This is a genomic window from Paenibacillus sp. GL_099_B, assembly GCF_057835695.1.
The window spans coordinates 4,238,499-4,264,776 of sequence record NZ_CM174430.1; the positions used below are offsets into that span (position 1 = coordinate 4,238,499).

The 26,278-nt window shown below is 44.8% G+C and carries 27 protein-coding genes; 5 read left to right on the forward strand and 22 right to left on the reverse strand.

All coding sequences use genetic code 11. The features are described from left to right. Positions 1 to 246 precede the first annotated feature (246 nt). From AC3ITG_RS19130 to AC3ITG_RS19180, 11 genes are all read right to left on the reverse strand, one after another. A complete protein-coding gene (locus AC3ITG_RS19130) occupies positions 247 to 792 on the reverse strand; it encodes a TlpA family protein disulfide reductase (RefSeq protein WP_489251047.1) in 546 nt (181 codons plus the stop codon). 32 nt (positions 793 to 824) lie between these two features. Further along, a complete protein-coding gene (gene ccmA, locus AC3ITG_RS19135) occupies positions 825 to 1,538 on the reverse strand; it encodes a heme ABC exporter ATP-binding protein CcmA (protein WP_489251048.1) in 714 nt (237 codons plus the stop codon). Then, positions 1,531 to 2,352, reverse strand: a complete 822-nt coding sequence (locus AC3ITG_RS19140; RefSeq protein WP_489254499.1) for an ABC transporter permease — start codon at positions 2,350 to 2,352, stop codon at positions 1,531 to 1,533. Before AC3ITG_RS19140 ends, ccmA begins: the two co-directional genes overlap by 8 nt. Positions 2,353 to 2,377: 25 nt before the next feature. Next, positions 2,378 to 2,953 carry a nitrous oxide reductase accessory protein NosL gene (locus AC3ITG_RS19145; protein WP_489251049.1) on the reverse strand — a complete coding sequence of 192 codons (576 nt, stop codon included), beginning with the start codon at positions 2,951 to 2,953 and terminating at the stop codon, positions 2,378 to 2,380. Further along, positions 2,950 to 4,308 (reverse strand): right-handed parallel beta-helix repeat-containing protein, encoded by a 1,359-nt coding sequence (locus tag AC3ITG_RS19150; RefSeq protein WP_489251050.1) that lies wholly within the window; start codon positions 4,306 to 4,308, stop codon positions 2,950 to 2,952. Before AC3ITG_RS19150 ends, AC3ITG_RS19145 begins: the two co-directional genes overlap by 4 nt. A 186-nt stretch (positions 4,309 to 4,494) precedes the next feature. Next, on the reverse strand, positions 4,495 to 5,148 hold the full coding sequence (locus AC3ITG_RS19155; RefSeq protein ID WP_064637236.1) for a response regulator: 654 nt from the start codon (positions 5,146 to 5,148) through the stop codon (positions 4,495 to 4,497). Beyond that, entirely contained in the window at positions 5,145 to 5,573 is a 429-nt protein-coding gene (locus AC3ITG_RS19160; protein WP_489251051.1) for a sensor histidine kinase, read from the reverse strand. Before AC3ITG_RS19160 ends, AC3ITG_RS19155 begins: the two co-directional genes overlap by 4 nt. Then, a complete protein-coding gene (locus AC3ITG_RS19165) occupies positions 5,563 to 5,805 on the reverse strand; it encodes a hypothetical protein (RefSeq protein WP_489251052.1) in 243 nt (80 codons plus the stop codon). Before AC3ITG_RS19165 ends, AC3ITG_RS19160 begins: the two co-directional genes overlap by 11 nt. A gap of 28 nt (positions 5,806 to 5,833) precedes the next feature. After that, positions 5,834 to 6,562 carry a response regulator transcription factor gene (locus tag AC3ITG_RS19170; RefSeq protein WP_413372087.1) on the reverse strand — a complete coding sequence of 243 codons (729 nt, stop codon included), beginning with the start codon at positions 6,560 to 6,562 and terminating at the stop codon, positions 5,834 to 5,836. A gap of 190 nt (positions 6,563 to 6,752) precedes the next feature. Then, positions 6,753 to 7,835: an ABC transporter substrate-binding protein gene (locus AC3ITG_RS19175; RefSeq protein WP_413372088.1), complete on the reverse strand. Its 1,083-nt coding sequence runs from the start codon at positions 7,833 to 7,835 to the stop codon at positions 6,753 to 6,755. 101 nt (positions 7,836 to 7,936) lie between these two features. Then, positions 7,937 to 9,550: a helix-turn-helix domain-containing protein gene (locus AC3ITG_RS19180; RefSeq protein ID WP_489251053.1), complete on the reverse strand. Its 1,614-nt coding sequence runs from the start codon at positions 9,548 to 9,550 to the stop codon at positions 7,937 to 7,939. A 281-nt stretch (positions 9,551 to 9,831) separates the two neighbouring features. Between AC3ITG_RS19180 and nrdI the strand changes: the two genes are divergently transcribed. Genes nrdI through nrdF form a run of 3 tightly spaced genes read left to right on the forward strand, consistent with a single transcriptional unit; the run spans position 9,832 to position 13,267 of the window. Further along, positions 9,832 to 10,191: a class Ib ribonucleoside-diphosphate reductase assembly flavoprotein NrdI gene (gene nrdI, locus AC3ITG_RS19185; RefSeq protein ID WP_413372090.1), complete on the forward strand. Its 360-nt coding sequence runs from the start codon at positions 9,832 to 9,834 to the stop codon at positions 10,189 to 10,191. Further along, positions 10,178 to 12,262 (forward strand): class 1b ribonucleoside-diphosphate reductase subunit alpha, encoded by a 2,085-nt coding sequence (nrdE, locus tag AC3ITG_RS19190; RefSeq protein WP_489251054.1) that lies wholly within the window; start codon positions 10,178 to 10,180, stop codon positions 12,260 to 12,262. The genes nrdI and nrdE overlap by 14 nt, the downstream gene beginning before the upstream one ends. A gap of 42 nt (positions 12,263 to 12,304) precedes the next feature. Then, positions 12,305 to 13,267 (forward strand): class 1b ribonucleoside-diphosphate reductase subunit beta, encoded by a 963-nt coding sequence (nrdF, locus tag AC3ITG_RS19195; protein ID WP_413372092.1) that lies wholly within the window; start codon positions 12,305 to 12,307, stop codon positions 13,265 to 13,267. Positions 13,268 to 13,354: 87 nt separating this feature from the next. Here the strand turns inward: nrdF and AC3ITG_RS19200 are convergent, their stop codons facing one another. The 8 genes from AC3ITG_RS19200 to AC3ITG_RS19235 are packed head-to-tail and all read right to left on the reverse strand — an operon-like array spanning position 13,355 to position 21,006. Further along, positions 13,355 to 14,398, reverse strand: a complete 1,044-nt coding sequence (locus AC3ITG_RS19200) for a hypothetical protein (RefSeq protein WP_489251055.1) — start codon at positions 14,396 to 14,398, stop codon at positions 13,355 to 13,357. A gap of 12 nt (positions 14,399 to 14,410) precedes the next feature. Further along, on the reverse strand, positions 14,411 to 15,214 hold the full coding sequence (locus tag AC3ITG_RS19205) for an ABC transporter permease (RefSeq protein ID WP_489251056.1): 804 nt from the start codon (positions 15,212 to 15,214) through the stop codon (positions 14,411 to 14,413). A gap of 12 nt (positions 15,215 to 15,226) precedes the next feature. Continuing rightward, positions 15,227 to 16,036, reverse strand: coding sequence for an ABC transporter permease (locus AC3ITG_RS19210; RefSeq protein ID WP_489251057.1), 810 nt, complete (start codon positions 16,034 to 16,036; stop codon positions 15,227 to 15,229). Further along, complete coding sequence (locus AC3ITG_RS19215; protein ID WP_072733265.1) at positions 16,033 to 17,016, reverse strand: ABC transporter ATP-binding protein; 984 nt, start codon at positions 17,014 to 17,016, stop codon at positions 16,033 to 16,035. The genes AC3ITG_RS19210 and AC3ITG_RS19215 overlap by 4 nt, the downstream gene beginning before the upstream one ends. A 59-nt stretch (positions 17,017 to 17,075) precedes the next feature. Next, positions 17,076 to 18,251, reverse strand: coding sequence for a radical SAM protein (locus AC3ITG_RS19220; RefSeq protein WP_413372096.1), 1,176 nt, complete (start codon positions 18,249 to 18,251; stop codon positions 17,076 to 17,078). Then, a complete protein-coding gene (locus AC3ITG_RS19225; RefSeq protein WP_489251058.1) occupies positions 18,223 to 19,329 on the reverse strand; it encodes a hypothetical protein in 1,107 nt (368 codons plus the stop codon). Before AC3ITG_RS19225 ends, AC3ITG_RS19220 begins: the two co-directional genes overlap by 29 nt. 23 nt (positions 19,330 to 19,352) lie before the next feature. Then, the gene (locus AC3ITG_RS19230) at positions 19,353 to 20,744 is read right to left on the reverse strand and encodes a hypothetical protein (RefSeq protein ID WP_489251059.1); all 1,392 of its coding nucleotides are present in this window, start codon (positions 20,742 to 20,744) and stop codon (positions 19,353 to 19,355) included. Beyond that, positions 20,731 to 21,006, reverse strand: a complete 276-nt coding sequence (locus tag AC3ITG_RS19235) for an acyl carrier protein (RefSeq protein WP_064637210.1) — start codon at positions 21,004 to 21,006, stop codon at positions 20,731 to 20,733. Before AC3ITG_RS19235 ends, AC3ITG_RS19230 begins: the two co-directional genes overlap by 14 nt. Positions 21,007 to 21,356: 350 nt before the next feature. On the opposite strand from AC3ITG_RS19235, the gene AC3ITG_RS19240 reads away from it, so the two are divergent. Further along, positions 21,357 to 22,235, forward strand: coding sequence for an aminoglycoside phosphotransferase family protein (locus AC3ITG_RS19240; RefSeq protein WP_489251060.1), 879 nt, complete (start codon positions 21,357 to 21,359; stop codon positions 22,233 to 22,235). A 505-nt stretch (positions 22,236 to 22,740) separates the two neighbouring features. On the opposite strand, the gene AC3ITG_RS19245 is transcribed toward AC3ITG_RS19240, so the two are convergent. Next, positions 22,741 to 23,634 (reverse strand): aldo/keto reductase, encoded by an 894-nt coding sequence (locus tag AC3ITG_RS19245; protein ID WP_489251061.1) that lies wholly within the window; start codon positions 23,632 to 23,634, stop codon positions 22,741 to 22,743. Between the two features lie 152 nt (positions 23,635 to 23,786). After that, positions 23,787 to 24,275: a GNAT family N-acetyltransferase gene (locus AC3ITG_RS19250; protein ID WP_489251062.1), complete on the reverse strand. Its 489-nt coding sequence runs from the start codon at positions 24,273 to 24,275 to the stop codon at positions 23,787 to 23,789. A gap of 160 nt (positions 24,276 to 24,435) precedes the next feature. Here AC3ITG_RS19250 and xerS point away from each other — a divergent pair, with 160 nt between their 5' ends. After that, on the forward strand, positions 24,436 to 25,542 hold the full coding sequence (gene xerS, locus AC3ITG_RS19255; RefSeq protein ID WP_076289150.1) for a tyrosine recombinase XerS: 1,107 nt from the start codon (positions 24,436 to 24,438) through the stop codon (positions 25,540 to 25,542). Positions 25,543 to 25,729: 187 nt separating this feature from the next. Here the strand turns inward: xerS and mobB are convergent, their stop codons facing one another. Beyond that, complete coding sequence (mobB, locus tag AC3ITG_RS19260; protein ID WP_489251063.1) at positions 25,730 to 26,275, reverse strand: molybdopterin-guanine dinucleotide biosynthesis protein B; 546 nt, start codon at positions 26,273 to 26,275, stop codon at positions 25,730 to 25,732. Positions 26,276 to 26,278: the final 3 nt, after the last annotated feature.

A 26,278-nucleotide genomic window follows, 5' to 3' on the forward strand; every position in this document is an offset into this window, starting at 1 on the left:
ATATCTTTGTGAATTAGCAATACAATCACTGACACGTCTTCGTCCCTAAATGTTCAAGAAAGGATCAACTCTTTCTGACAACTCGGTGAAAAGCGTAAAAAGCACCCAAAGGGGCTATTGATTCATTAGGTACAACCGTGGTATTACGATTTCAATTCCACTATGCGTGCAAGGTGTTCGTGAAAAAATAAAACAAAAGAAGCCGCTTATATAGCGACTTCTTTTGTTCTTAAGTCTTGCAAAGCTTTAATTCTTTTGCTGTACGGTCTCCACCAGCCATTGCTGCAAGGGAATATCTTTGGTCAACTCACCGAGCAGAATGTGACTGAATATGCCTTCCTGATCTATGATCATGGTCGCTGGCAACCCGGTGATGCGATACTTGCTGGAAATCTTTCCGGTCACATCAATGATAACAGGGAAATCGAATTGCTGTTTCTCCATAAATTCACGAATGGTGCCCTTCGCTTCCCCCACGTTGACAAACAAGGTCTCTACATCGTTTTGATATGTCTGAGCGATCTGATTAATCATTGGCATTTCCCTCACACAGGGCGTGCACCATGAAGCCCAGAAGTTAATCATGACGACTTTGCCCCGATAATCGGACAGCTTCACCTGTTCTCCTGCTGAATTAATCGCAGTGAATTCAGGAGCAGTTGCACCGGCTTCAATGGCACCGGTTCTTTTGGGCTCGGATGATGAAGTCCCCTGGTAAATTGCCCACGCAGCGGCCAGTAAAGCAGCCATTCCAATCAGGAAAGTAATCAAACGTCTCATTTTCGTACTCATTTTTTTACTCTTTATTTCCAATCGATTCACCTTCATTTTAAGCCAAGACTATGATGAAAAGCAGCATGAAGCGACCCGAACTGTTGACGAAAGTCTTCAGTAGAGCCATTTCCCACATTACGTCCTTGGTTCATAAAAACAATCTGATCGGCAACATCATCTGCGATCTCAAGCTGGTGGGTGGAGAACACGACCATATGCCCCTCTTCCTTGATCTGTTTTATCAGATTTGCAAACTCCTGCATCCAAAAGGGGTCCAGTCCATTCGTTGGCTCATCCATGATCAGCAGCGGAGGCTTGGACAGCAGAGCCTGGGCAAATAAAACACGCTGCCGCATACCTTTGGAAAAGGTCGTGACCCGTTTCTTTTTTTGATCGTCCAAGCCTACCATAGTCAGCACTTCCGTTACTCGCTCTTTGGGCACTTTCCTAAGTGCTGCCCAGAACTGGAGCACTTCCTCTGCCGTCAAACCCTGGTTGAAATGATAATCATCCGGCATATATCCGATCTGTTCCGAATATCGCTTTCGTTCTTTGGACCAGCGCATCTTGTTTACAATGATTTCACCCGAGGTAGGTTGAAGAATACCTGCAAGCATACGCAGAACGGTGCTTTTTCCGGCACCATTTCCGCCGCATAAGGCAAGCACATGACCGGAAGAAACGCGAAAGGATATATCTTCAACAATCTGTTGTTTTTTTATGGATTTACACAGTCCAACAATCTCTGTTTCCACGTTATCCATGGGAACGTCCCCTTTCCCATATCCCGTATACTGCCACGATAGAACATGTAATCCACAGCAGACATATCCCCATAAAGATCCAGCTCCCGCTCGATGGATGTACCCAATCTACCCACTGATAATATTCAGGTCCCAGTATCGAGCCCCCGCCAAGTTTGATCACCACAAACAAACGTACCAACTCAGCCGGATTGATGAAGGTTAGAACGGTGAGTAAGGGTTTTACCCACTGATACGGCATGAGTCCCAGCACGGAAATTAGAAGCGTGGGCCACCCGATCACAGCAAAAAACCAAACGGATACCGATATCGTTAACGCTTGCCACCGATTTTTGGATAACGAACCGATGAACAGTGCAATAGTCAGAAATAGCAACACCAGTCCGCAGGAGAATATCAGAAACAAAAGGTATGTCTTAACATCTAAAGGGCTACCCACCCATCCGCTAAGAAGTCCCATCAGGCCATATCCGAATGTAACTATCGTCATTAATACAACCGACAGCCCCAGATATTTGCCAACAATAAAAGACATCGTGCCGATGGGGTAAGTGGACAACAGCTGCCAGCTGCCCTCTTCCTTTTCAGAAGTCAACGAGAACGAGCCCAGAAAGAGGGTCATCAGCGGCAACAGATAAAGAATAAGATTTAACATGGAACCTGTAGTGCCAGAGTATCCTGCTACAAAATTCTGAGAATTGATGATTAACAAACTCAGACTAAACACGCAGAAAAGAATCAAAAATGAATATGACCATGGGTTGCGAAATCCCATTTTCATTTCTCGTCGAACGACTTGTACCATATCTCCCATCATGCATCACCATCTTCATTGGTCATTACTTGTGGCCTGATTCTTCCGTTGATTCGCTTTCCCCATGTGTTTCTTCATGCATGCCTTCACCCATACCCTCTTCGGAATGCCCATGCTCACCCATCATATCCATCGTCTCTGTGTTTTGTTTCCAATCGTGGGATGCGAGGTCTTCAGCGGTCATGATCGTTCCCACACCCTGCTCGGCAACAAATGCTTCGGCAGATGGTTTATCCTTGAAATTGAGGATGCCATAAGCCATCGGTGTACGCAGTGAAGCATCATATACATAAGTGGCTTTGCTGTACTCAATCCATTCCTTGTCATTATAATCACGAACAAAATCCATCCCGATGTTATCTGTTCCGTTCTCTTCTTTCCACTGGTGCATACAACCAATGTCATCAAATTTATAATTTTTACCGTCTTTCGTGGTAAGCTGCGTGGCATAGGCATCATCTTTCACCTGCATTTTGCAAATGGCACAGATATCCACTTCTTCATTGATGGGCAATGCCTCGTATTTTTTTCCGCAAGCTGTTAATAACAGCACCCCAAAGAGAAGCACCATGACTGTTTTCCAATGTGTTTTCATTCTCATTTTCGTAATACCCCCATATTGATCATAATAAAAGTGGCCATGCCCAGCAGAATGCATCCGATGATCCAAACCCCAGTTGTCTCTTTGACCGCTTGTGTACCTGTCTTCGTCGTCAGTGATTCCGCTTTCATACTCATTAATGGCGATCTGTCGCTTGTCCACTCTGCCTTGCCTTCCGTAAACAAGTTGCTCATAAAGATCATGCCTGGAGATTGAAAGAAAAGCTGATAGGCCGAATTTCGGTTGACCACTTGCTCATAAAAAGGGTTAATCCCATAGGAGAGTTCACTAACTCCATCATCGTTCAGGTCAAGACCCTGAAAGGAATCCCAATAATTTTCCTTCATCTCATTGTTAGGGCTGTCCATCGCTGAAGCTTCAATCACATTCGAAACAAATTGGTTTCTAGTAAACTGATTATCCTCTGCAAGAACGAGCTGAATCCCGATGAAATTCCGGAGCACCGCATTGCCGCGAATTTCATTTCCTGAGGATTCAGCAATGTTCATGCCCACACGATTACCTTCCACGACATTGTTATGAATCGAGGATTGCTGTACGTCATACAACAAAATCCCTTGTGAATGCACATTTTCGCTCTGTTTGCGAAAGGAATTTCCCGATACAGCTGTATTCTTGACGCCCATGACCATGGCTCCGGTACTGTTGTTCTCCCCCACATTGTCCACAACAGAAGAACCATCGATATACATACAATGAATGCCATACCTGGTATGTAAGAGCGTGTTAGCCTTAACCGTAAGATTGCGACTATTCTCCAGGTAGATACCGTCCCGCATACCCGTAATTTTGTTGTCTTCGATGTGGGTACGATGGGAATTGTACAGATCAATGCCGTTCCCCTTTTGACCACTGGAAGCAGACTCCGGTCCAACCCATGAAATGGTATTGTTATGTATGAGCCCGTCGACGGAACCCCGCAGCACGATTCCAAAACTTTGACTCTGAATATCCAGGCCCGTGATCTCTACTCGATCTCCTTCAACCTGAATCGCTGCAGTGGGTTCGTTTGTTAAGTGTCGTACCGTGAAACCCTGCAATGTCACTCCATCTGAACGAATGGTAATCGTGGATTCAGCTTCCGTATTCAATACCATTACGGATGAGTCCCCTCGAATGGATATATTCTTGTCTATACTTACGGGACCAGAATATATACCCGGCTCAAGCACAAGCACCTCTCCAGGTCTAGAACCATCAATGATTGGCTGGAGCGGAATAGCATCTTTGGTTTCAAGAGCAGCGTTTGCAGAGTCAAGTGAGTAAGATAGCGGGATCGCCAGTATACCCACAAGCAGCAACATGCCTAGGACAATCCGTTCGCTTAACATCATAACCTCCTTCATGAAGCACACTGCTCATAGTGTACATAAAAACAAATTTTTACCATATAGCTCAATCTGGCTATAGAGTTGGAAGTTTTGTGTCCAATTTGTGAGGTCATTGTGGTAAAAGTAGAAAAAATGACATCCCCTAAACAGAAAAACAGAAAGAACACTCGGATATAGTGAAAAAGCTTATTACAGACGATTATGGTCTGTAATAAGCCCTTGCTCCAATGCGTAACGTGTCAGTTGAACACGATTTTGAACCTGTAGTTTTTGCAAAATGTTTTTCAAATGATTCTTGACGGTATACTCTGAAATCGTATAATTTACAGCTATTTCTTTGTTCGTCCATCCTGCAGCCACGCCATACAGAATATCCTTTTCTCTTGTGGTTAGTGGAACGTCAGGTTCTTTTTTCTCCGTGAGTGAGACATCCTTCAGGATTTGGTAAGCCACCTCGCGGCTCAATGGAGCTTCTTCTGTAACGATGGAATGAAGATATTCCAGCCACATGGACGGTTCAAGGTTTTTGAGCAGGTACCCCTGAGCTCCCCGCTTTAACGCTTCCAGAAGGTGGAGCACATCATCAGAGACGGTAATCATGACAATTTTCACATATGGAAAGGCCAATTTGATCCGCTGTGTTGCTTCAAGACCGTTCATAATCGGCATCTGAATGTCCATGAGGATTAGGTCGGGAAGCCACTGTTCTGTATAATCAATCGCCTGTTGACCGTCCGATACGACGCCAATCACTTCGAAGCCGGGATCCATGGATAAAATTTCACATATGGCTTCTCTCGCATGAGCGTGATCGTCTACAACAAGTACGCGAGTATGGCTCATAACATCTCACCATCCTTTGAAAATTCGACAACAGTAAGCTGCTGTTCCCTTCGGAATTGCATGTTAAAGTTCAGTTCATTCATCCGCTCTCTCATGATTTTTAGTCCATATCGATCCTTCCGTTCAAAAGGATTCATCTCGAACCCTATTCCATTATCTCGAATCGTGATATTCCAGCACTTCTTGTGCCCATTTCCCTGAATCCATCCTTGGGAAGCAGATGCGTGCTTTTGAATATTAAAAAGAGCTTCCCGAATACAAGCGAGCAGTTCTACTTTCTCTTTGTCAGTAAAAGCATCTTCCGGGATGCTCCAATCCAATTCGATTCGGACAGGGATATCTTTGGCAATTCTTCGAACTTGACCAAGTAGTGTGGCCGATTCGTTCATAGCCAAGGCATAATTAGCGTTAGGATCATAACGCAAATCTGCAATGGCCTGACGTACATTGCTCCAGCTCTTCCTGAATACGTTCCAACATGAGAAACAGGCGAGTTAACAACGTTATACTCACTACATATACAATGACAGGCGTAAGCCAGTTGCCCAAATCCATCGATATATAGGGGAGCAGAAACTGATGTCGTACATACTCCCACAGTCCAACGGTCAAGGTGGGAATGAGCAAGATCATCCACTTGATTTGTTTGTAAGACATATTCTCCTCCTGAACTGCAAGATAAGAATCAGTGAGGCAAACGAAGAATATAACCGAACCCCCACAGGGTTTGAATCAGATCCTCCCGATTTGGCACATACTCGGATAGTTTGTCACGCAACCGTTTCACATGGGTATCTACAGTCCGATAATCCAGATCTTCCTCATGCTCCACTTTCCAAACAATTCTCAGCAAATCCTGCCTGGAGAATGCTATTTCCGAGTGTGTCGCCAGATGATAAAGCAAATCAAATTCTTTGGGGGTCATATGAATCTCCTCTTGTTCTACTGTAACTCTTCGGGAAGTTGGATTGATTAGAATGGAGGAAATCAACACCTCGCTCGCTGAATGATCTTTTGGCGCAGGTTCGATTAATCCGTTATAACGAGCCATCATAGTTTTAATGCGGAGCACAACTTCCCTCGGACTGAATGGTTTCATCACAAAGTCATCCGCCCCTGCTTTGAAAGCTTCAAGCCGATCAGTCTCTTCTGACTTGGCTGTCAGAAACATGATGGGTATGCTTAAGTTGGTCCTAAGATAATGGCATATTTCAATCCCCTTAATATCAGGGAGAATCCAATCGAGAATGATCAAGGCATAAGAACCGTGATGAAGCTGCCCAAGGGCTTGCCAGCCTAGCGAAGCCTCCTCAACGATAAATTGTTCTTTCTCCAAATACATGCGAAGAAGTCTTCGGACCCGTTCATCATCATCTACAATCAATATTCTATTTTGCTGCAGGGTCCCGTTCATGTCATACCTCCAAATCTTTGCAATATTCGGGTCATTTTCTTAGTTTCTCATTGTAAATCCTCAAGCCAGTGAGTGAGCTTGATGTAATCAGCATACCTTCAACGTACACAAAAGGCATGACTCCATAGAGCCATGCCTTTAATAATCTATCTCTGAATTGTAGACAATGTATGAACGATTATGTCCATGCTTATTTCTTGCCGGTGACGGCTGCTACGACATCGTCGGCCACCTTGCCGTCTGCAATTGGGCCGGACATCATCCAATGTCTGGCTGACACTTTGAACACATGGTTGTCCTTCACAGCAGGCATCGTTTTCCATACATGAAGTTTCTCGACTTCCGTTGCAACGACACTGTTCTCATTGAACTCTTCTTCCGTGCTAATCGATCCTCCGTAGATGGCAAACACATAATCAGCTCCAATGGAGGGCAGCTTCTCTAGAGATGTCGTGACTCCCCAATCGTCCGTAGTATCCTTCTGGAATGCTGTAACGCTTTCGTCTGGATTCAACCCCAATTCAGTGTAGATGAGTGGTGCAAAGCTCGGGAAGAACACCTGCAGATCCTTGTCCGATGGACGCATGAAGACAACTGTTTTGTCCGGGCCCACAGCCGAAATGATATCTTCCTTGGCCTGTTTCAGTTTGTCAGTGTTCGCCTGAAGCACCTCTTGTGCTTTATCTTCCAGACCCGTTGCCTTGCCAAGTTCCACAATGGTTGTCTCCCAATCATCCGGTGAATAAGCAATGGTTGGCGCAATCTTGCTCAGTTCCTCATAAGCTTTGTCGTCAATGGCGTTTCGCTGAACCACGATAAGATCCGGCTGGGTTGCCAGGATGGCTTCCAGATTCGGATTGAAATCTGCATTTCCAGAGAGCGGAATGTTCAGTGCTTTGAGTTGGTCATCCAAGTAGTAGCCATCAAAGTCGTATGCATAGACCATCGGTACGCCCAGGGACAATGTAAGATCCTCAAGACCAAATACGGCAACACGTTTTGGATGCAGCGGAACTTCCGTTTTGCCCATGGCATGTTCGATGACCTGCGTCTGAGGCTCTTCGGCAGTTTGAGTCGCTGCGCTTGCGTTTGTCTTGGTCGTTTCTGTTGTGGCTTGCTCCCCTGCTGTATTTGTTCTATTTCCGCAGGCTACGACCATAAGTGAAAGAACCAACAGCAGGAGCATCAATCCTGCAAATCCGCGTTTCCTTCCAAGTGTAGCCTTTTTTGAACGACCTCGTCTAAAGAGATCATTATTTTCTGTGTGAGACATGAGTTCCCCTCCGCATTTCTGTATTGAGAATGATTATCACATGATGATTATACAGATGTTCCTCAGCGAAGAAAATAGAAGAAGATGTCTACTTTCGCCCATTACCGGGCACTAAATAGCAAGTTTACTTCCTGAAGCAGAAGTTCATGCCGATTGGCTGTATGTTCCAGGATCGGTTCGCTTAACCAATGGCCTCCCTGTGTCAGATAGACGTGCCGGTTTCGTACGGCATGCAGCTGCTTCCAGCTTTCCGCATGTTGAAGTCTCTCCCACACCATCTGGGAATGATGGTCCTTCATAACACTAACGATGATGACGTCCGCATCGAATGCAGCAAGCTGTTCGGCTTCCACGTATCTGGTAAATTCGATCTGATCCACACCTGAAGCCGCGGCAATCTTCAAATCGTCATAAAATACAGTTCCTGCTCTTCTGCCCCAGATCTGAATGCCCCGGGGAGACACACTTAATGCGATTAGCTTACCTTGTTGAAACGAATCAGGAATATGATGAAGAACCGTTTCCACCTTTTCCTCATATCGAAGAAGCCATCTTTCACTTTCATTCTCCCGATCCAAAAAACGGGCCGTTCGCCGCAGATGTTGCCGCCAATCCTCTCCGTGCCAACTTAGAAACAACACCGGTGCGATGTGCCGCAGCTTCTCTTTCTCCTCTTCGGGGATCATCTCGTCCAATGCAACAATCCGGTCTGGCCTGGCCCGCATCAATGCTTTGAGGTTGAAATCATAGTCGTGGCTGAGTGCTACCTTGACATCATAACGATATTTCCGACGGTAATCATCTGTCCAAAACTGATCAATGGGCGCTGCGAAAGGGATGATTTGCAGGGTCAGCAAATGCCCAATATTGGGCCAGCTGTACGCAGCTGTTTTGCATTTCCTGTTTGCCATATATGTACGAGGCGGTAATCCGACCTGCTTTTTAAACTGGCTGCTGAAATAGTGTTGGTCCTTGAAACCCGCCAATAGAGCAATGTCTTTCAGTGGTTGTCCTGCTTCCATCAGACGTTTGGCTTCGTTAGTACGAATCTCTGCCAGATAGTCCATCGAACTCTGACCGAATTTCTCTTTGAATGATCTCATGAAATAATAGCGGCTCATGCCCGCCTCATCGGCCAGGTCCTCGACTGTGATTGTATCCTGATAGTGATGCAGCATGTATTCCCGTGCTCTCTCAAGTGCGTTCTCGTGTTGGTTCTGCTTCTTGAACAACAGATGCAGCAGGTCCTGGAAACCTGCTTGACTTGCGAAACGATCTGTTGAATCCCCCGTATGCCAGTAACCGACGATTTTTTCGCAAAGTTGCTGCACCTGTGCATCTGGAACCGTGATTGACCCACCAAGCTCCGTTAACAAACACTCAGAGGACACCTTCTGTCCATCATATGGAATGATGCCGATATGAATCCGGTATACGATCTGCTCTCCATCCGTTAAATAAACGGTCTCGACCCGTTGGCCTGGTAATACTAAATGGGCACTATTTGGAACGAACGGATGAGGTATGCCATCAATGACGATTTTGCCGTGACGATTTGCAGCAACAAGAATGACATGATCTGGTGTTTCTTCGTATATCAAACGGTAGGCCTTGTCGACCGAATCCTTGAATACGTTCTTTAATCCATACCATGCGAGATCTGCTACTGTCTGTCCTTCACCCTGCGGGTGATTTTGTTGTAATTGTGTCATCATAGCGCATCCCTCTTTTCGAATCTTCTTCAAAATCCTAAATGATAACAATTCTCAATGTCAATCATAATTCTCTCATGCACCAAATATCGTGTCTTCGAATATGGATATCTACTAAGCCACAAATTTTTTAAACCTAGTAATAGAGCCCATTCATCCGGTTTTTCACAAAATTGATACCGATAAGCATTTGACAAAGCTATATATTGATATAAAATTAAGAAATAGGTCTATATATAGTGTTTGTTTTTGATCACCTTTCATTTGTCAAGGAGGATATGATAGTGCTAATTGTGTATGATTCTATAACCGGGAATGTTAAGAGGTTTATTTCCAAGCTTCAACTGCCGACAGTTCAGATTCAGAATCAAATGACGATTGATGAACCGTACGTACTTGTGACATATACAACAGGTTTTGGACAGATACCTGATAAGGTGTCTTCTTTTTTGCAAAAAAACTCTGAATACCTGATTGGCGTGGCCGCCAGCGGTAACCGAAACTGGGGTGAGCGTTTTGCCAAAAGTGCTGATTTGATATCTGCATCTTATAATGTCCCTGTTATTAGTAAATTTGAATTATCGGGTTCCAAAAGAGATGTGGAGTATTTTGAACAGGAGGTGAGCCGCATTGCGTCATATTGAATTAAATAACATGTTGTTAAAGCGCGACTCTGATGGCTTTTTCCAGTTACATAAGGATAAAGAGGCTGTAGAGGAGTTTATGAAAGAAATCAAAGATAAAAGTATGGCTTTTGCCAACATTGATGATCAAGTCAAATTCATGATTGATCATGATTATTACGAGGATTTCTATGCTTCCTATACAACCGATGAAGTTAGAACAGTATTTGAAATTACGCGTGGCTATCAGTATAACTTTCCTTCCTATATGGCAGCGTCTAAATTCTATACTGATTATGCATTGAGAACATATGACCGCAAAACATACCTCGAGCAATATGCAGATCGGGTAGCAGCCGTAGCTCTTCACTTGGGTCAAGGACACTTTGATACGGCTTGTTTGCTGTCTCGTTCGATGATGGAGCAGCGTCTTCAACCCGCAACCCCCACTTTCCTGAATGCGGGAAAAAGTCGGCGCGGTGAATTGGTTTCCTGCTTCCTGCTTGAAATGGATGATTCACTGAACTCCATAAACTATGTACTAAACACTTGTATGCAGTTATCCAAAATCGGTGGTGGAGTGGCTGTCAACCTTTCGAAGTTACGTGCTCGTGGTGAAGTCATTAAAGGGGTTGAAGGTGCTGCTAAAGGCATCACGCCTGTTCTTAAGCTGATGGAAGACGGCTTCTCCTACGCCGATCAGATGGGTCAACGTAAAGGTTCTGGCGCAGCATACTATAATATTTTCGGTTGGGACGTTATGGAACTGCTGGATAGCAAAAAGATTAATGCGGATGAGAAAATCCGGTTGAAAACTCTCTCTATCGGACTTATTGTTCCCAATCGTTTTTATAAGCTGGCTCAAGATAATGAGCCCCTGTACCTCTTCGCACCTTATAGTGTTTATAAGGCGTATGGAACACATTTGGATGATATGGATCTGGACGTAATGTATGATACCTTGCTAGCTGACGATCGTGTGAAGAAGAAAAAATCGCTCAGCGCACGGGATATGCTGACCAAGATAGCGATGACTCAACTTGAATCCGGCTATCCTTACATCATTAATAAAACCAATGCCAATCAAGCACATGCCTTGAAAAACGTAGGACAAGTCAAAATGTCGAACCTCTGCACAGAGATCTTCCAGCTCCAAGAAACTTCTGAAATTACAGACTATGGTCAACCGGATATTATCCGCAAAGATATCAGCTGCAACCTGGCCTCCCTCAATATTGTTAATGTTATGGAGAGTGGCAAGATCAAGGAATCCGTTCATGAGGGCATGATCGCACTAACCTCCGTCAGCGACATGACGCATGTTGCCAATGCTCCCGGTGTGGCAAAAGCCAATTCCGAAATGCATTCCGTTGGCTTGGGTGCCATGAATCTGCACGGTTACTTAGCCAAAAACAGGATTGCTTATGAAAGCTCGGAAGCCAAGGATTTTGTACGTACCTTTTTTATGACCATGAATTATCATTCTCTTGAGAAAAGTATGGAGTTTGCAGAGCAAACGGGTCAACGGTTCTATGGATTTGAGCAATCGGATTATGCGTCTGGGGTATATTTTGATCGTTATGTGACTACGGATTACCGTCCCACCACATCGAAAGTACAAGAATTGTTCAACGGAATTGCTGTTCCGTCTCCCGAAGATTGGAACCTACTTAAGTCTAAAGTGATGACAAATGGTCTCTATCATGCCTATCGCATGGCTATTGCTCCAACGGCCAGCATCTCTTATATCCAAAACGCAACATCCAGTGTAATGCCCATCGTGGAACAAATTGAGACACGGACCTATGCCAATTCAACCACGTATTATCCGATGCCCTATTTGCAAAAGGATAACGTCTTCTATTACAAATCAGCGTATCAAATGGATCAATTCAAGGTGATTGATTTGATTTCGGAGATTCAGCCGCATGTGGACCAAGGCATCTCAACCATTCTTCATGTAAACAGTGATGTATCCACGCGGGAGTTGGCTCGCTGCTACCTGTATGCTGCTCATAAAGGGTTGAAATCTCTGTATTATACAAGAACCAACAAGCTGACGATGGAAGAATGCATTGCTTGTTCAATATAAATAATTTCCCTTTAGGGTATTACGATTGGAGTTTGATATACCATGCCGGCAATTCAAGCTGTGAACTGGAATCGGGCGGATGATGATTTCACACTGATGTTCTGGAATCAGAATATTATGCAATTTTGGACCGATGACGAGATTCCTTTATCCGATGATAAAATGACCTGGGGCATGCTCAGTGAGATAGAAAAAGACGCTTATATGAAAGTTTTGGGAGGCTTAACCCTTCTGGATACGATCCAGGGCGGTGTAGGTATGCCACAGATTATGGAACATGTGGATGGACTGCAACGCAAGGCCGTACTTAGTTTTATGGCAATGATGGAACAAATTCATGCGAAATCATACAGTAGTATTTTTACCACGTTGGCATCAACCGAAGAAATTGACAGTGTATTTAAATGGGTGGAAGAAAATCCATATCTGCAAACCAAAGCGACGGTTATACGTCAGTATTACATGAACATTGAAACTTCAAAAGATCTGTATATGGCGATGGCTGCCTCCGTTCTTTTGGAAAGTTATTTGTTTTACAGCGGATTTTTCTATCCACTCTATTTAGCCGGACAAGGCAAACTCACATGCAGTGGTGAGATCATTGATCTGATTCTGCGGGATGAAAGTATTCACGGTGTATATGTGGGCGTGTTGGCCCAGGAAATATACGCGAGCTTTGATGAAACGCAGCGGAACGATGTGTATCAAGGTTTGGTTGATCTAGTACAGCTTCTTCATGAAAATGAGTTGAAATATACGGAGGAATTATATACCCCTATTCATTTGACCGAAGAAGTAGAAGCCTTCCTTCGTTATAACGCTAACAAAGCTATGATGAACCTCGGTTTTGAGCCATTATTTGATGACGAGGAAGTCAACCCGATTGTGTTAAATGGAATCAGTACACATACCAAACAGCATGACTTTTTCTCTAAAAAAGGCAATGGGTATATTCGTACTCTGAATGTAGAACCCCTGACTGATGATGATTTCAAGTTTGAGTAAGTTATTAAGAGTCATAATAAGGCTAACGTGTAGCCTATGAATATAAATAAAGAAGGCTGTTCCTCCTAGAGGAATAGCCTTCTTTATTTACTTTTCGAGCAATGAAATCAGTCTTTGCAGCAGAGCAGGCTCTTCCTTTCGGAATTGCTCCAACCGGAGCCTTACCTTCGCAAACACTGCCTTGTCTTCACGAATTTCATGACGGATGTATTGATCCCTTAGCTTCATTGCCCTGGTGGTTATATCCTGATAACCATTCACGAGTTCTTCGTCGTATGGGATCGTCCTCTCATCTATCAAGTAGGCAATCCGTTCACTCATCATTTTTTTGTGCTCCCAGAGCACATGAAGATGCCTCACATCGTTGCGGTCACCAAGGCGAGGATCGTTGCTCTCTACGGCATCATAGTACATTTGCAGATAGTCGTAGACATTAATTCCGAAAGCCTGTTCATCGTCAGGATTGTAATTAATGCGGTTCAGATGGGTCTCTCCGTTCAGGTAATCATACAGTTGGTCGAGTGCTACGATTCTATCGAAAGGATAAGGAGAATGCGGCTCGTATTTGTAAAAATAAGTGTGATGATCCGCGGTGAGTCCCTCTCTGAGCAGATGTCTCATGGAATGGATAGCATCCAGGAACTCCCTGAACGGAATCTGTACATTGCGGTAAACTCCCGTATGGTCGAACATGGAAGCATCAAAAACACGTCTCTCCCAATGGAAACCGTATAGAAAAAGATGATGCGGAAACGGTTCTTTCTGATAGGCCGCCGCTGGCGGTAGCTTAGCTTCGTCCAAAAACACGACACAATAATAGCCGTTGCGAATCTGATCCGCAAAAAATTGGGGCCAGGCGTCCAGTGCCAAATGTTCCAGAATCGTATAATTCACAGAGCAAGTGAGTAGAAATGGATTATTGAAATTCAGTTCGTTGGGTTTGCCCCGAAAAAAATCGATATAAAACTGTCTTCCATCCTCCAGAAAGGTTTTCTTGCAGGACAACTGAATGAAATTGCTGTAATACCAAGGAATCGTTTCCTCATGTGCACTGGTAATCGAAAGCGTGTAAGCCCACCGCAGAAATCCTTTAAGCGGCGGATTTAACACGGGCAACTGAACAGCATTCATTCTTTCTCCCCCTTAACTACTTGCACTACTATATCCCTTCACAGCCTGTTTCCAGAGCAATCGTATAACTGTGAAGAGTATAAGCGAAGCGACCAGCGCCAGACCTGTATAGAGCCAGCTGAGCTGTCCTAGCAGGAACATCGGCCCGAAATTGGTAATCAGGAACAACGGAATGACAAAGGTACCGATGCGCCGGACCCAAGTTGGGTATATTGCCATTGGAAAATTGTTGGCATCCCAGGCGGAATGGGCGATCTCCGATGCAGAACCCGTCTGAACGAACCGAAATGACAGCAATGCAGGGATAATCATTAGACAGTATGTGAAGATAACGGACACGAATAACAGCAGCATAAACCCGGCTAGCTGGAGAAACGTCAGGGGTATGTCCATGGCATGCCAGCCAATACCAATCATGACAAAACCAACTAAAATATCAGGGATTGGCAGCGCCAGATCGACATAACGCAAGGAAGCCATAAATTGAAGAGAAACCGGCTTCGTTAGCATTAGATCAAGCGAGCCGTCCTTAATATATTCCGGAATTTTCGTGAAATTTGTAAAAAACAGCCCGACATATATTCCTGTCACCACGGTGTGCATGCCTATAAATAGAAGCAGCCCTTCGGGCGGTATGCCGTCGACGTGAAGATCGGTGCGGAACACAACGAGTACATATAACAGCTTGGCGAGCAGGTAGACGGATTCCACGAGCAGGCTCATCAAGAAATTGCCCCGAAACTCCATCTGGGCAATGAGACAATTTTTGATGAACATGCCATACAAATGTGCGTATTTTCTCAGGACTCTAAACATATGGAATCTCCACTACCCCCCAACCGCTGAATATTTCTTCATGGATATGCGCCACGTTAGACGGGATAGCCATAAGAACAGGAGTATCCACCCCAACTGGATGAGCAATCCTTGATACATCGCCGCCACTTCCGTTTTGCCGCTGAGCACATTGACCGGAAAATAAATGGTATACGGAAACGGTGTGTACTGAAGTGCCTCCACTATCGAATCCCCGAAAATCTCCAACGGAAACATACCTCCGCTCAGAATATTCACGAGCAGACTCGTAATGACGAAAAAATAAGAGATTTCATTCAGATAAAAAGCACTTGCACAGATGCAGTAAGAGATCAAGAAATTGAGCAATAGCGCCCCCGACAGCGTGACGACGAACAAGATCATCCGTATGACCTGGAACTCAAGCACACCACCGGCAGATGAGATCCAGATAATCCCGACAAGCAGCACAGCTGTAACGCCGTAATAGATCGCTTTCTGTCCGAAAAAAGATACTAGCCGATATCCGAAGTAACTAACCGGTTTGATCAAATACTTGTTGAGGCCGCCGTTCTTGATATCGTCGACGATCTGGTGCTCGAACTGGGTAGCGATTAGTTTGGATACCAAACCCGCCAAGATCGTATACAAAATAATTTGATTATATGAATACGAGAATAGCGCCGATTCGCCGGAATGTTGGTACACCGCTGTCCATATAAAATACTGGACAAGAATCGGAAACGCGGCTCCGAGAAGACCGAGAAAGAAGTGAAATCGGTATTCCATCGATTGCTGCACACCCATCGAAAAAACAGCCGTGTACAATTTGCGTCCGTTCATCCGACGGATTCCTTTTGGTAGAGCATTGAGATACTCTCCTCGATCGGCACGTCCTCAATCGTCCAGTCAACAATCGGAAACGAATCGAGCATAGCACGCGACACTTCTTTTAGCCGGTGTTTGGGCAGCTCCAGAACAACGCTGTAGTCGTCTGCACTGATCATTTTTCCGAATTTGGCCAGCCGCTGCTCGGCAACCGGCTCCGAGAACTGCAACTTTACAATTTTGTGCTCGCCAAAAAGATCGTTAATCTTATGAAGATCTCCGTCATACAGAAGACTTCCTTCGTTAATGATGATCGTTCGCTTGCACAGGTCCTCCACGTCCTTCATGTAGTGGCTCGTCAGCAGGATCGTGGCGCCAAACTGCTCATTATAGTATTTCAGAAATTCCCGCACCCTCTTCTGAGAGGGGAAATCCAGGCCAATCGTCGGCTCATCGAGATACAGCAGCTTTGGTCGGTGGATCAGAGCGGCGATCAGCTCCATTTTCATACGTTCACCCAAGGACAACCTTCGGACCTGTACATCCAGGAGATCTTGTACATCAAGCATTTCCGATAGTTCGGCAAGACTTCGACGATAGAGATCATCCTCGACGTCATATATACATTTGTTCAAATAAATCGAATCGCTGGCGGGAAGGTCCCACCAAAGTTGATTTTTCTGACCCATTACAATGGAGAACAGCCGTTTGAATTCGTTCTTTCGTTCCCAAGGCACATAGCCAAGTACGTCGGCTTCTCCGCTTGTGGGATATAGAATGCCTGACAACATTTTGAGCGTTGTGGTTTTACCTGCTCCGTTCGGACCCAGAAATCCAACGCACTCTCCGGGGCCGATATCAAAGGAAACGGATTTAACCGCTTCCTTCACAAGTGATTTGCGAGCAAATAAGTTTTTCAGTGAATGTTTGAGTCCTGCTTCTTTCCGGTAATATACGAACGATTTGTGCAGTTCCCGTACACGGATAAAGTCCATCCCCGCTCCTCCTGAATAATTGCATGTTTTCCCTTATTGGCGGCTTAAAGTTAAAGCGATTAAACTCCGTTGTTATACAGAAGCACGCATTTGGAGCAAATCGGTGTCAGACCGCAGGCCAGAATCTCGCGTTGTTTTCGCAGATCCTCACCGTGGAAAATATCGGCCACACTTTCTTCGTATAAATTACCGACACTGAATTCCGGAAAAAATTTGCATGGATTGACCTTACCGTCTGGCATCACGTCCATCCGGTTCGAGATCGAGAAACACTTGGTCCGATTCATGGCCGGCTTTTCGCTACCCCGAATAAAACCTTCTACCTCTTCGGGCTCCAGCGCAGGCTGATAGCGGATACGTACATTCCACACTCGTGAATTGACTCGTTTAAATTCCTCGATTAATGTGTCGAAACGATCCGGTGAGATGTGAAACGTGAAAGAGTGCCAGCTATTCTTGTGGTCGCTCGCAAAGCGGGAGGCAAGGTGCGGAAAGTGCGCATCAAAGTAGGTGTCCATTTTTTCCGCCGTATCGGAAGGGATGTACCATGGGAAGCAGAAGTACACGGAATCAACGCCCAACCCTTCAAAGAATTCCATCAAGCTATAAAGCTGATCGACCATCTGGTCATTTACTGTCAGAGCTACGGACACTTTTCCTTTGTACAAGCCCTGCTTTTGCAGATCCAACAACAACTGTATGGCGTGAATCACTTTTTTGAACGTGCCTTTGCCCCGGATCGCGTCGTTCTCCTTCTCGAATCCTTCCAGGCTGACCAGCATGACTAAATTCTTAGACATTTTCAAAATAGAATCCAGCTTTTGTTCAATGAGAATCGCGTTTGTACAAATGGTCGTATGCCGATCTTCCTTAGCCAGCAGTTCTGCCAGTTCATCGAACTTGGAGTAAAATAGCGGTTCTCCGCCCCACAGGAACACACGTGATTTGCGTTCTCTCGTTTCGGCCAACAGTTTCTCCACGACAGGAATCTCGATTTCGTCTCTCTTCACTTCACTGGCAAAGCCGTGATGGAAGCCATCTGGATTCCATTCAAAGCAATGCTTGCAGCGCAGGTTACAGCCGTTATTAAGCTTGATTCCGATCTCATAAGGCACGGGTGCGGCATACGTCGGGTCCTCCCGGCGTTTCCTTCCCGTTTCCGCGAGCGGAACGAGGGTTCTTTTCATATTTTGGAATGTAAGCTTATCAAACGTAACTGCTGTTTTCGGCTGCATGCGTTTTCCTCCCCAAATGATTGATTTTTGATCGCTGCTTCAGCAAACGTCTGTACATTTCTTTGAGATGTTGTTCAGAGTAATCTAGGGCTTTCCATTCCGCGAATCGTATACCGAAACCACAGGACTTCCAATAGTTTGAATTCTGAAGCTCATGGTCACCAAACGGCTCTAACATGACAAAAGGTATTCCATAGGACAACGAATCGTTCAGTGTCGCTCCTCCCGGCTTGCTGATAATGGCAGCACAATTGCGCATCAGGTCCGTATAAGCAGAGTAATCACGGAGCGGAGTTGCCCGAAGAATGCCCTCTTCACGCACATATTGGTTCATTGGCGGAAATGAATGCCGCCCCTGGGCATCCCGACTCCATGGATTCCATGAAGCCTCTGTTCCGAAGTAGCGTGTGCTCCCATCGTCCTCCTCCACCTCGGAAGGATCGTAGACGATCACATCCAGCAGGTAACCAAGTTGACGAAGCTCTGCAATCGTGGACGCGTACGTTCCTATCCCCCAGCCGCCGCCATGAATCAGAATGCGTCCGTCACGCTGTGCATAAGGCAGGAGTTCCTTTTCATCTGAGGCAATATAGCAGTCTGGAGACAACCTTGAAGGCTCGTAAAGCCAGACATTATCGTAGTCCGGATACAAGGACTTGTGTACTTTAAACGATGGCGTATCGCATGCATCCAAGCGGATTATTTGAATATCCAGAGGCTTGTGCGCAATGGCTTTGTAGCGCTCCAGGATCGGGAGCCAAAAACCGGTAAACACAGCAAAATGAGACACCCCATCACGTATCCATGAGTCCAAAAGGAACTGGACTTCCTCTTCATTCAGGGAAGAGTCTACAGGCTTGGCCAGTTTATGCCCCATAAGGGCAACGGAGAAATCGGCATGAAATGCTTTTTTGGTGGAATTAATCTTGCACCTGATTTCTTCTTGATACAGGTTCTCCAGAACGTGAACGTCCGTTCTAACACCTCTATCTTGCAGGTACGTGTTCAGATGCATAGCCGGAATGTATGCCCCAAGCGAATTGCCTGACGCAAGCAGGGTAACCGAAGATGAATTCATGCGCAGCCTCCGCATTCCAGAATTTAGTTGTACACTTTAATGGACAAGTCAGCGAGTACCTGCCTCAGACTCACGATCAGTTCACTGCGATGTTCGTCGTCACGGCCCACCACCGATATATACAACCGTCCCTTCGGCATACCACGATGACTCTGGATTCCCTCGGATATACGCCGAAAGGTCAGAATTTCGTTCACCATTACGGTGTTAGATGAAATAGGCATAATTCCGTACTCACCTTGCCCTCTGAATAGAAGACCGGATCCATGCAAAGCGTCCAGCAAACTTTCAAACGTAAAGCCTTCAGGTAGACCGAGAGACAGAAAGGTAAGCAGTCCACTATAGCCGTACGTTTCCCAGCCTTTATCAAGATATGCATTAATGAGACCCATGGACTTGCGCGCGTTAATTTCTACAATGGGTACGACATCTCCGTCCTTCAGAATCATGGAGTCGAAGCACACGAAGCCATGGTATCCGTCCTCGAATAATACCCGAAGTGCCCTTTCTATCGTATCAAAATAACCCGCGTTCTCCAGCAGAAGGAGCAAAGCCTCATCTGCTCTAATAGACCCGCCGTAATTCTGCTGCTGATTCAGCATACGCTGAACCGATAGGAAATCCCTCTCACCGCTCTTATGAATGAACCAATGTGAGCTGAAATCGATCTCTTTTCTCAGCAGTGGTTCCAGCAGGAATTGCGAGCGCAATCCTCTTCTCTCCTGCTTGTCCAGGTGCTCTGCTATTCTTCGTTGCATGGCTTCATTTTCAATGAGCATATTGCCCTTGCCGGAAACACCGAATGGATCTTTCAGTAAATACGCCCCTCGCTTCAGCAGCGTATTTCCGACAGCCTGCACTTCTACTACACTGTTCACTTCCGTACCATTACACTTCTCTCCGATCCTGGTCAGGAGTCGGTTGGAGTAAAATTTGGAATTTACATGCTTAACCGTCTCAAGGTCGGGCAAAGAACCCAACGATCCTTCGGCATGCAGGTACTCCTCCGTATCAGCCGTAATGGCATAAGGAGAGAGATGTTTTACGTTGTGGGTCAACATCGCTTCACGCTGTTGATCGTCTGAAGCAAGACTGAACATGCACTGCTTGAAAACGTCCGGTTCGGGTAAGGAACTCTCCACATCGTTCAAATCAAAGTGGTAACGGCTACGAAAGGAAAAACCTAACCCGTTCAGATACTCGTACAGCTTTGGATCGATTTTGCAGCGGGTGTAGAGGATATCGTCTGGCCCGCAAAATGGAAATAACAGCTCGTCCATACATAGGACAATGGATTCTCTGTCCTTATCAGGCATAGCAGGTAGCTTGGATAAGTCCGGATCCCTCCATCGCGTTTCAGGATCAAACGTCCCCATAACGATCGTTGGAATTACCCCGGCCTCACTTCTGGACATCTTCGTACAATGATTGCTCTTGAGACTGGCAGCTTTTCAGAAATGTTATAAATGTGTCGATCGACTGGAGATGTTCATAATCGAATTCGTCATAGTCAATGATTACGTTTAACTGATCCTCGACTTTGAGCATAAACTGGATCATTTGCAGAGAATCGAGACCAATATCGTTATTCAGTTCCGTTGCTGGGGAAAGGGATTGGCGTAGTTCCGGTTGGTCTTCTTTAATAGCGCACAAAATATCTACGATTTTATCGTACATGACTACACTCCTTTAAAGTGATAATTGTGTGAGGTACAACCGAAATTATTGCGCTTACATATGCCATTCAAAACAAACCTCGTTTGGGTTTTGTTTTTCTCCTCCCTCTTCCAAAGTTACAATTATTATCTTTATAATGACATTTTATGTCAAGGGATAAAAACCTATGATATTCTACTCACAACAAGGCTTCTAGCCACTAAAAAACCGCTATTTTGGCGGCTCCCCAGGGTCGGCCCTCCTCATCTCGTTTTAGACGATTTTCTCCCTTTGATAAGATCAAGACAAATTGTTAAAATTTATGTACTAACGTTAGAATCCATCCATTTTATAGAAAATGAGGCGAGGATATGATTGAAATTACGATTGAACTGGTTCGTCAATTAATCGATAGTCAATTTCCGAAGTGGAAAGGCTTAACGATAACACCCGTAGAAAAAAGCGGGCACGATAACCGCACCTATCGATTGGGAGACGAAATGACAATTCGTTTACCGAGTCACGAACGTTACGCCTCTGCTGTAGAAAAAGAACTGAAGTGGCTTCCTGTTTTCAAACCTCTGCTATCATTGCCCGTTCCAGCTCCCATTGCAAAAGGTGAACCTTCGGAAGAATATCCCCTTCCCTGGTCGATCAACCGATGGATTAAAGGTGAGACCGTCTCGCCTGCCAATGTACTCGATCTAAGTGTTTTTGCCGAAGACCTCGCTAAATTTCTGAGAGAACTAGAAGCCATTGATGCTAGTCACGGCATACCCGCAGGCATTCAAAATTTTCATCGCGGCGGGAACTTAGCGGTTTACGATACAGAAACAAGGACCGTCATTGAAAAGGTATCCGGCCAATACGATCCAAAACTCATGACTGAAATATGGGAGCTTGCCCTTGCATCGAAATATCAAGCGGCACCGTTATGGCTGCATGGTGATGTTGCAGTAGGCAATCTGCTCGTGCAAGATGGACGACTGTGCGGGGTCATTGATTTTGGAACTATGGGCGTGGGCGATCCTTCAAGTGATCTTGTGATGGCATGGAATTTTTTTGATGATGTAAGTCGTGAGATATTCCTCAGCTGCATGAAAGTTGACCAAGATACGGTTGATCGTGCTCGTGGCTGGGCTTTGTGGAAAGCACTCATCTCCTACGATTGGAATGAACAAGGCTCGGAAGCCTCGAATTGGGGAAAGCGTGTCATAGATGTCATTATTCATGACTATAAATCGCTCTAAGCATATTAGCCTACCAAATCCCTACGCAGGGCGCACAGCCCCGCGTAGGATTTCTTTCTGCTTATCCGTAGATTTGTTTTGCATTTATTTCAGCCATCCCATTTAACCTCTAAATCTTGCAATATTAATTACAAATCAGTGTTGACATTGAGCTTAGGATAAAGCAGTTCGTTATAACAAGCTGGTGAGATGATGTAGTGGTGATGCAGATATGAACTGGGGAGCGTAAATTGATCTTACTATTATGAATTTTTCATATGTTGAAATAATAATATAGTGTGTGAAGAAAGATGCAGGTGAGTTAACATTTGAAGCTACACGTTTAAATTCTCACTTAATTCTTGGATGGAAATCTGGCGAAAGCAACCCCATTCCTATGGACATAGCCAGTACGCTTTTGTTGTTGTGAATTTTTCATATAGTGAAAATATAAGGTTGTTGCCAATAAAAAAGCCGCCTTTAAGGCGACTTTGTGATTATCATGCTATTTTTATAGCTGAAAGAATCAAGTTCGTCCAGTCCAGTCAGCTCCCGCTATTTCTTTCCAACGTTCTCTAATCTCGTCATATAGTTCCTTACTCAGAGCTCCTTTGGCGACAAGATCGGCATTTTGCTGCCAACGGTTAGGTTTGGCTGTACCCACAATCGCCGTGTCTACCCCTTCTGTACTGAGCGTAAAACGTAATGCCGTTTCAACGGCTGCTTGTGCATCTTCGCCCAGAAATCCATAACCAAGTTCATTCAAGCGCTTCCAGTATACAAAGGGATATGCTTCTTCCGGAAGCGAGTCATACGTCCATGCCGCATTGGCAATGGGACGTTTGGCAATAACCCCCATATTCCTCTTTCTCGCTTCTGGCAACGTCAGATCGATGGCTTCCTGATCGGCAATGTTCAGCGAGGTTTCCAAGCTGTCGAACACACCTGTCTGAATCGCATAAAGTGCATCTGTCGTATCGCCACTATATCCAATAAATCTTGTTTTCCCAGCTTCCTTGGCTCGTTGCAGCACTTCAATGACCGCTCCTTGCCGAAGTACTTCTTCAGAGCAACTATGAAGATGGATTACATCAACGTATTCCGTTTTTAGTCTTCTAAGACTACGGTCAATCGTTTGCTCTAATACTTTGGCGTCCCAATCTGGGCCATCTATCCCAGCGGCATGTCCACATTTGGTAAACAAATAATAATCGTCTCTGCGATGTGATAGCACATCTCCAATTAACTCTTCACTATCCCCATAACATTCAGCCGTGTCAATGACGTTTAACCCTGCATCCAACGCACTGTTAAGCAATGTTTCTACATCTGCTTTGGATACGTTTTTGCCGATCTCCGCTCCACCAAACCCAAGTGTACTTACTTTCATGCCAGTGTTTCCGTAATTACGCAGTTCCATGGACATTTCCTCCAAGCTTCGTGAATTTGGTTACAGATAATGAAAGTTCATATAGTACAAAGTAGTCTTCGGTGTGTATTACCCTTATGTTGGGTATTACACCCACTTGTTCATCTTACTTTATTTCCTCCAACACGGATACATCCGTTGAATCAGGTTACGAAGAACTGACTCGGGTTCCCCAGTTCAGGATGAAATTTCTCACGAAAGCGGCCTCCCGTGTATTCCCCTATGATTTTTCGCCAGAACGCCTGAGCAATGACATTGTTGCGCACCTGGGTTACTTTCCACCTTCCCGGAAAACGTTCAAACAGCTCATAAGCTGCCCGAGTACCCACTCCACTACGCCGGTATTTCTGCATTACAAAAAACTCGGTCAAATAGTAGTCATTATCTTTGCTGCCTGGTTCACAACGCTCTACTAATGCAAACCCTGCTGGTGCCTCATCACTCGTAATCAAAAAAGGAAACTTATGGTCTTCCTCTGACCAAAAAGCGTCCAATCCGGGATACTCCGGGAAAATACCGTTACTATCCACATCAATATTCAAATATTTAGTAAAATCATACAGATAAAATTGCATTAAGTGCCTAATCACCTGACTGCGTTCCCGGGGAACCAGCTCTATTTTTATATTCATCCGGTTCACCTCCTCTGATCTACTTATAACTCATACTTTAAAGCTTTACACCGCCAAGGGCAAGGAAGCATAGATCTGTGTTATTCCGGTTCTGTGAACAGGCTGTGACGATCTAAATATGGTAAACTAGGATATAGCATATTTTAGAAATTATTTTAACATGGGGGTGCCGAACTTGACCAATGTGCAAAAAGAGATTGACCGACGCAAGCTGGATGACAAACTGCCTTCCATGCCTTGGTTCGTTCAGCAATTCATTGACTATAAATTACCTGATTTATCTCCTTCTACTTTGCTTGAATATTTAAGGGATTATGAAGCCTTCTTTGGCTGGTTACGCGCAGAAGGATTGTCCGAAGCAAGCTCTAATAAGGAAGTTACATTGCTTGAACTGGAAGTCCTTCGAATGGAATCAGTGACATCATATCGATTATTTTTGGCCACCAAGCGTGAAGGAGCCAACTCCAGAATCACGGTTTCCCGCAAACTTTCTTCTCTGCGTTCGCTCTTTCATTATTTAAGTCAGATTGCGGAAGACGAAGATTTCTATCCACTGCTGAAACGAAACATTATGGCGAAGATTGAGATCAAACGTACCCATAAACCCAAAGATACAGCAGCCAAACTAAAGGGTAAACTTCTGGAAGAAGAAGAGTTGCTGGAGTTTATCGGATACATCCTTGAAGGATATGCCGTGGATATGGAAAAGAACAAACAGGCAATCTACTCACATGAGCTAAACAAAGAACGGGATGCCTGCATCGCCAGCCTCATTCTGAATTCGGGTTTGCGTGTATCAGAAGTGGTGAACCTTAACGTGGATGATCTGGATCTGAACAATAAACTTCTATATGTATATCGCAAAGGTAATAATGATGAGACGTTTAAGACGCCCGTGTATTTTAGAGAACAAGCCAAGGATGAACTCGCAACCTATATCAATCTGCGCCAGTCACGTTACCGCACACCCAAACGGGAAAAAGGCTTGTTTATCGCTCTGCGCAATGGAGATTCCGAAGGAAGTCGGATGACCAAACGGGCCATACAGGCCATGATCATGAAGTATGCCAAACAATTCGGCAAGCCGTATCTAACTGTGCATAAATTGCGCCATTCTTTTGCGACTGACTATTATTTGCAAAATGATATCTATAAAACGAAGGAACAGCTTGGACACGCTTCTACAGAAACAACCGAAATTTACGCGCACCTCACGGATAAAACGATGTCTGAAGCAATTGAACGCCGCACTGATGACGGGATATAGTCTATTTTTACAGCTCAAGTATGATTCGATTCCTTACAAAATATCAAGCTAACTTAAAAAAGCGATTCTTTCAGGAAAATGTTCCTGCAAGGTTCGCTTTTTTTATTTTTATTCACTCGCAAAATTAATGAAAACATACTCTTTTCCTTACATTTCATACCATTAAGTTTACATAATAATTATTTCGTCATAATTTTCTTTTCTCTTCATGACGCTCAAGCGAGACCAGCCATCTTGCTATATCATCTGTCTCATGAATAGAATGCCAAACGAGGCTCCCTCTTGCCTTCACACATTCTCTCCTTTCATCCGTCAGCCATGAAACAATCCCAACTACATCCTGTAACGTCTCGATTAGAGAAAGGTCCTTCACTTCACGGACCATGACCAATTTGGGGTAAGGCGCTTGTTTGTATCCCTCAATGAGAATCCAGTCGTACGCTGACAGATAGTTTATCATGTCTTCCAACGGAGTTGCTTGTCTTTCAATGAGTGCAGTACGTTTATCCGACATGACAACGACTGCATCGGCCCCCGCCTGAGCAAAGCTGTAGGAATCTGTTCCTTCGTGATCCATCTCAAAATGATCATGTCCATCATGTTTAATTACAGCCACTCTTCGTCCAGCAGAAGTAAGGTATCGGGTAAGTGCAGCAATTAAGGTGCTTTTGCCTGTGTTTTTATATCCAACAATCTGCATGATATGTGGTGAAGTGCTGCTTATTTCAGACATGTA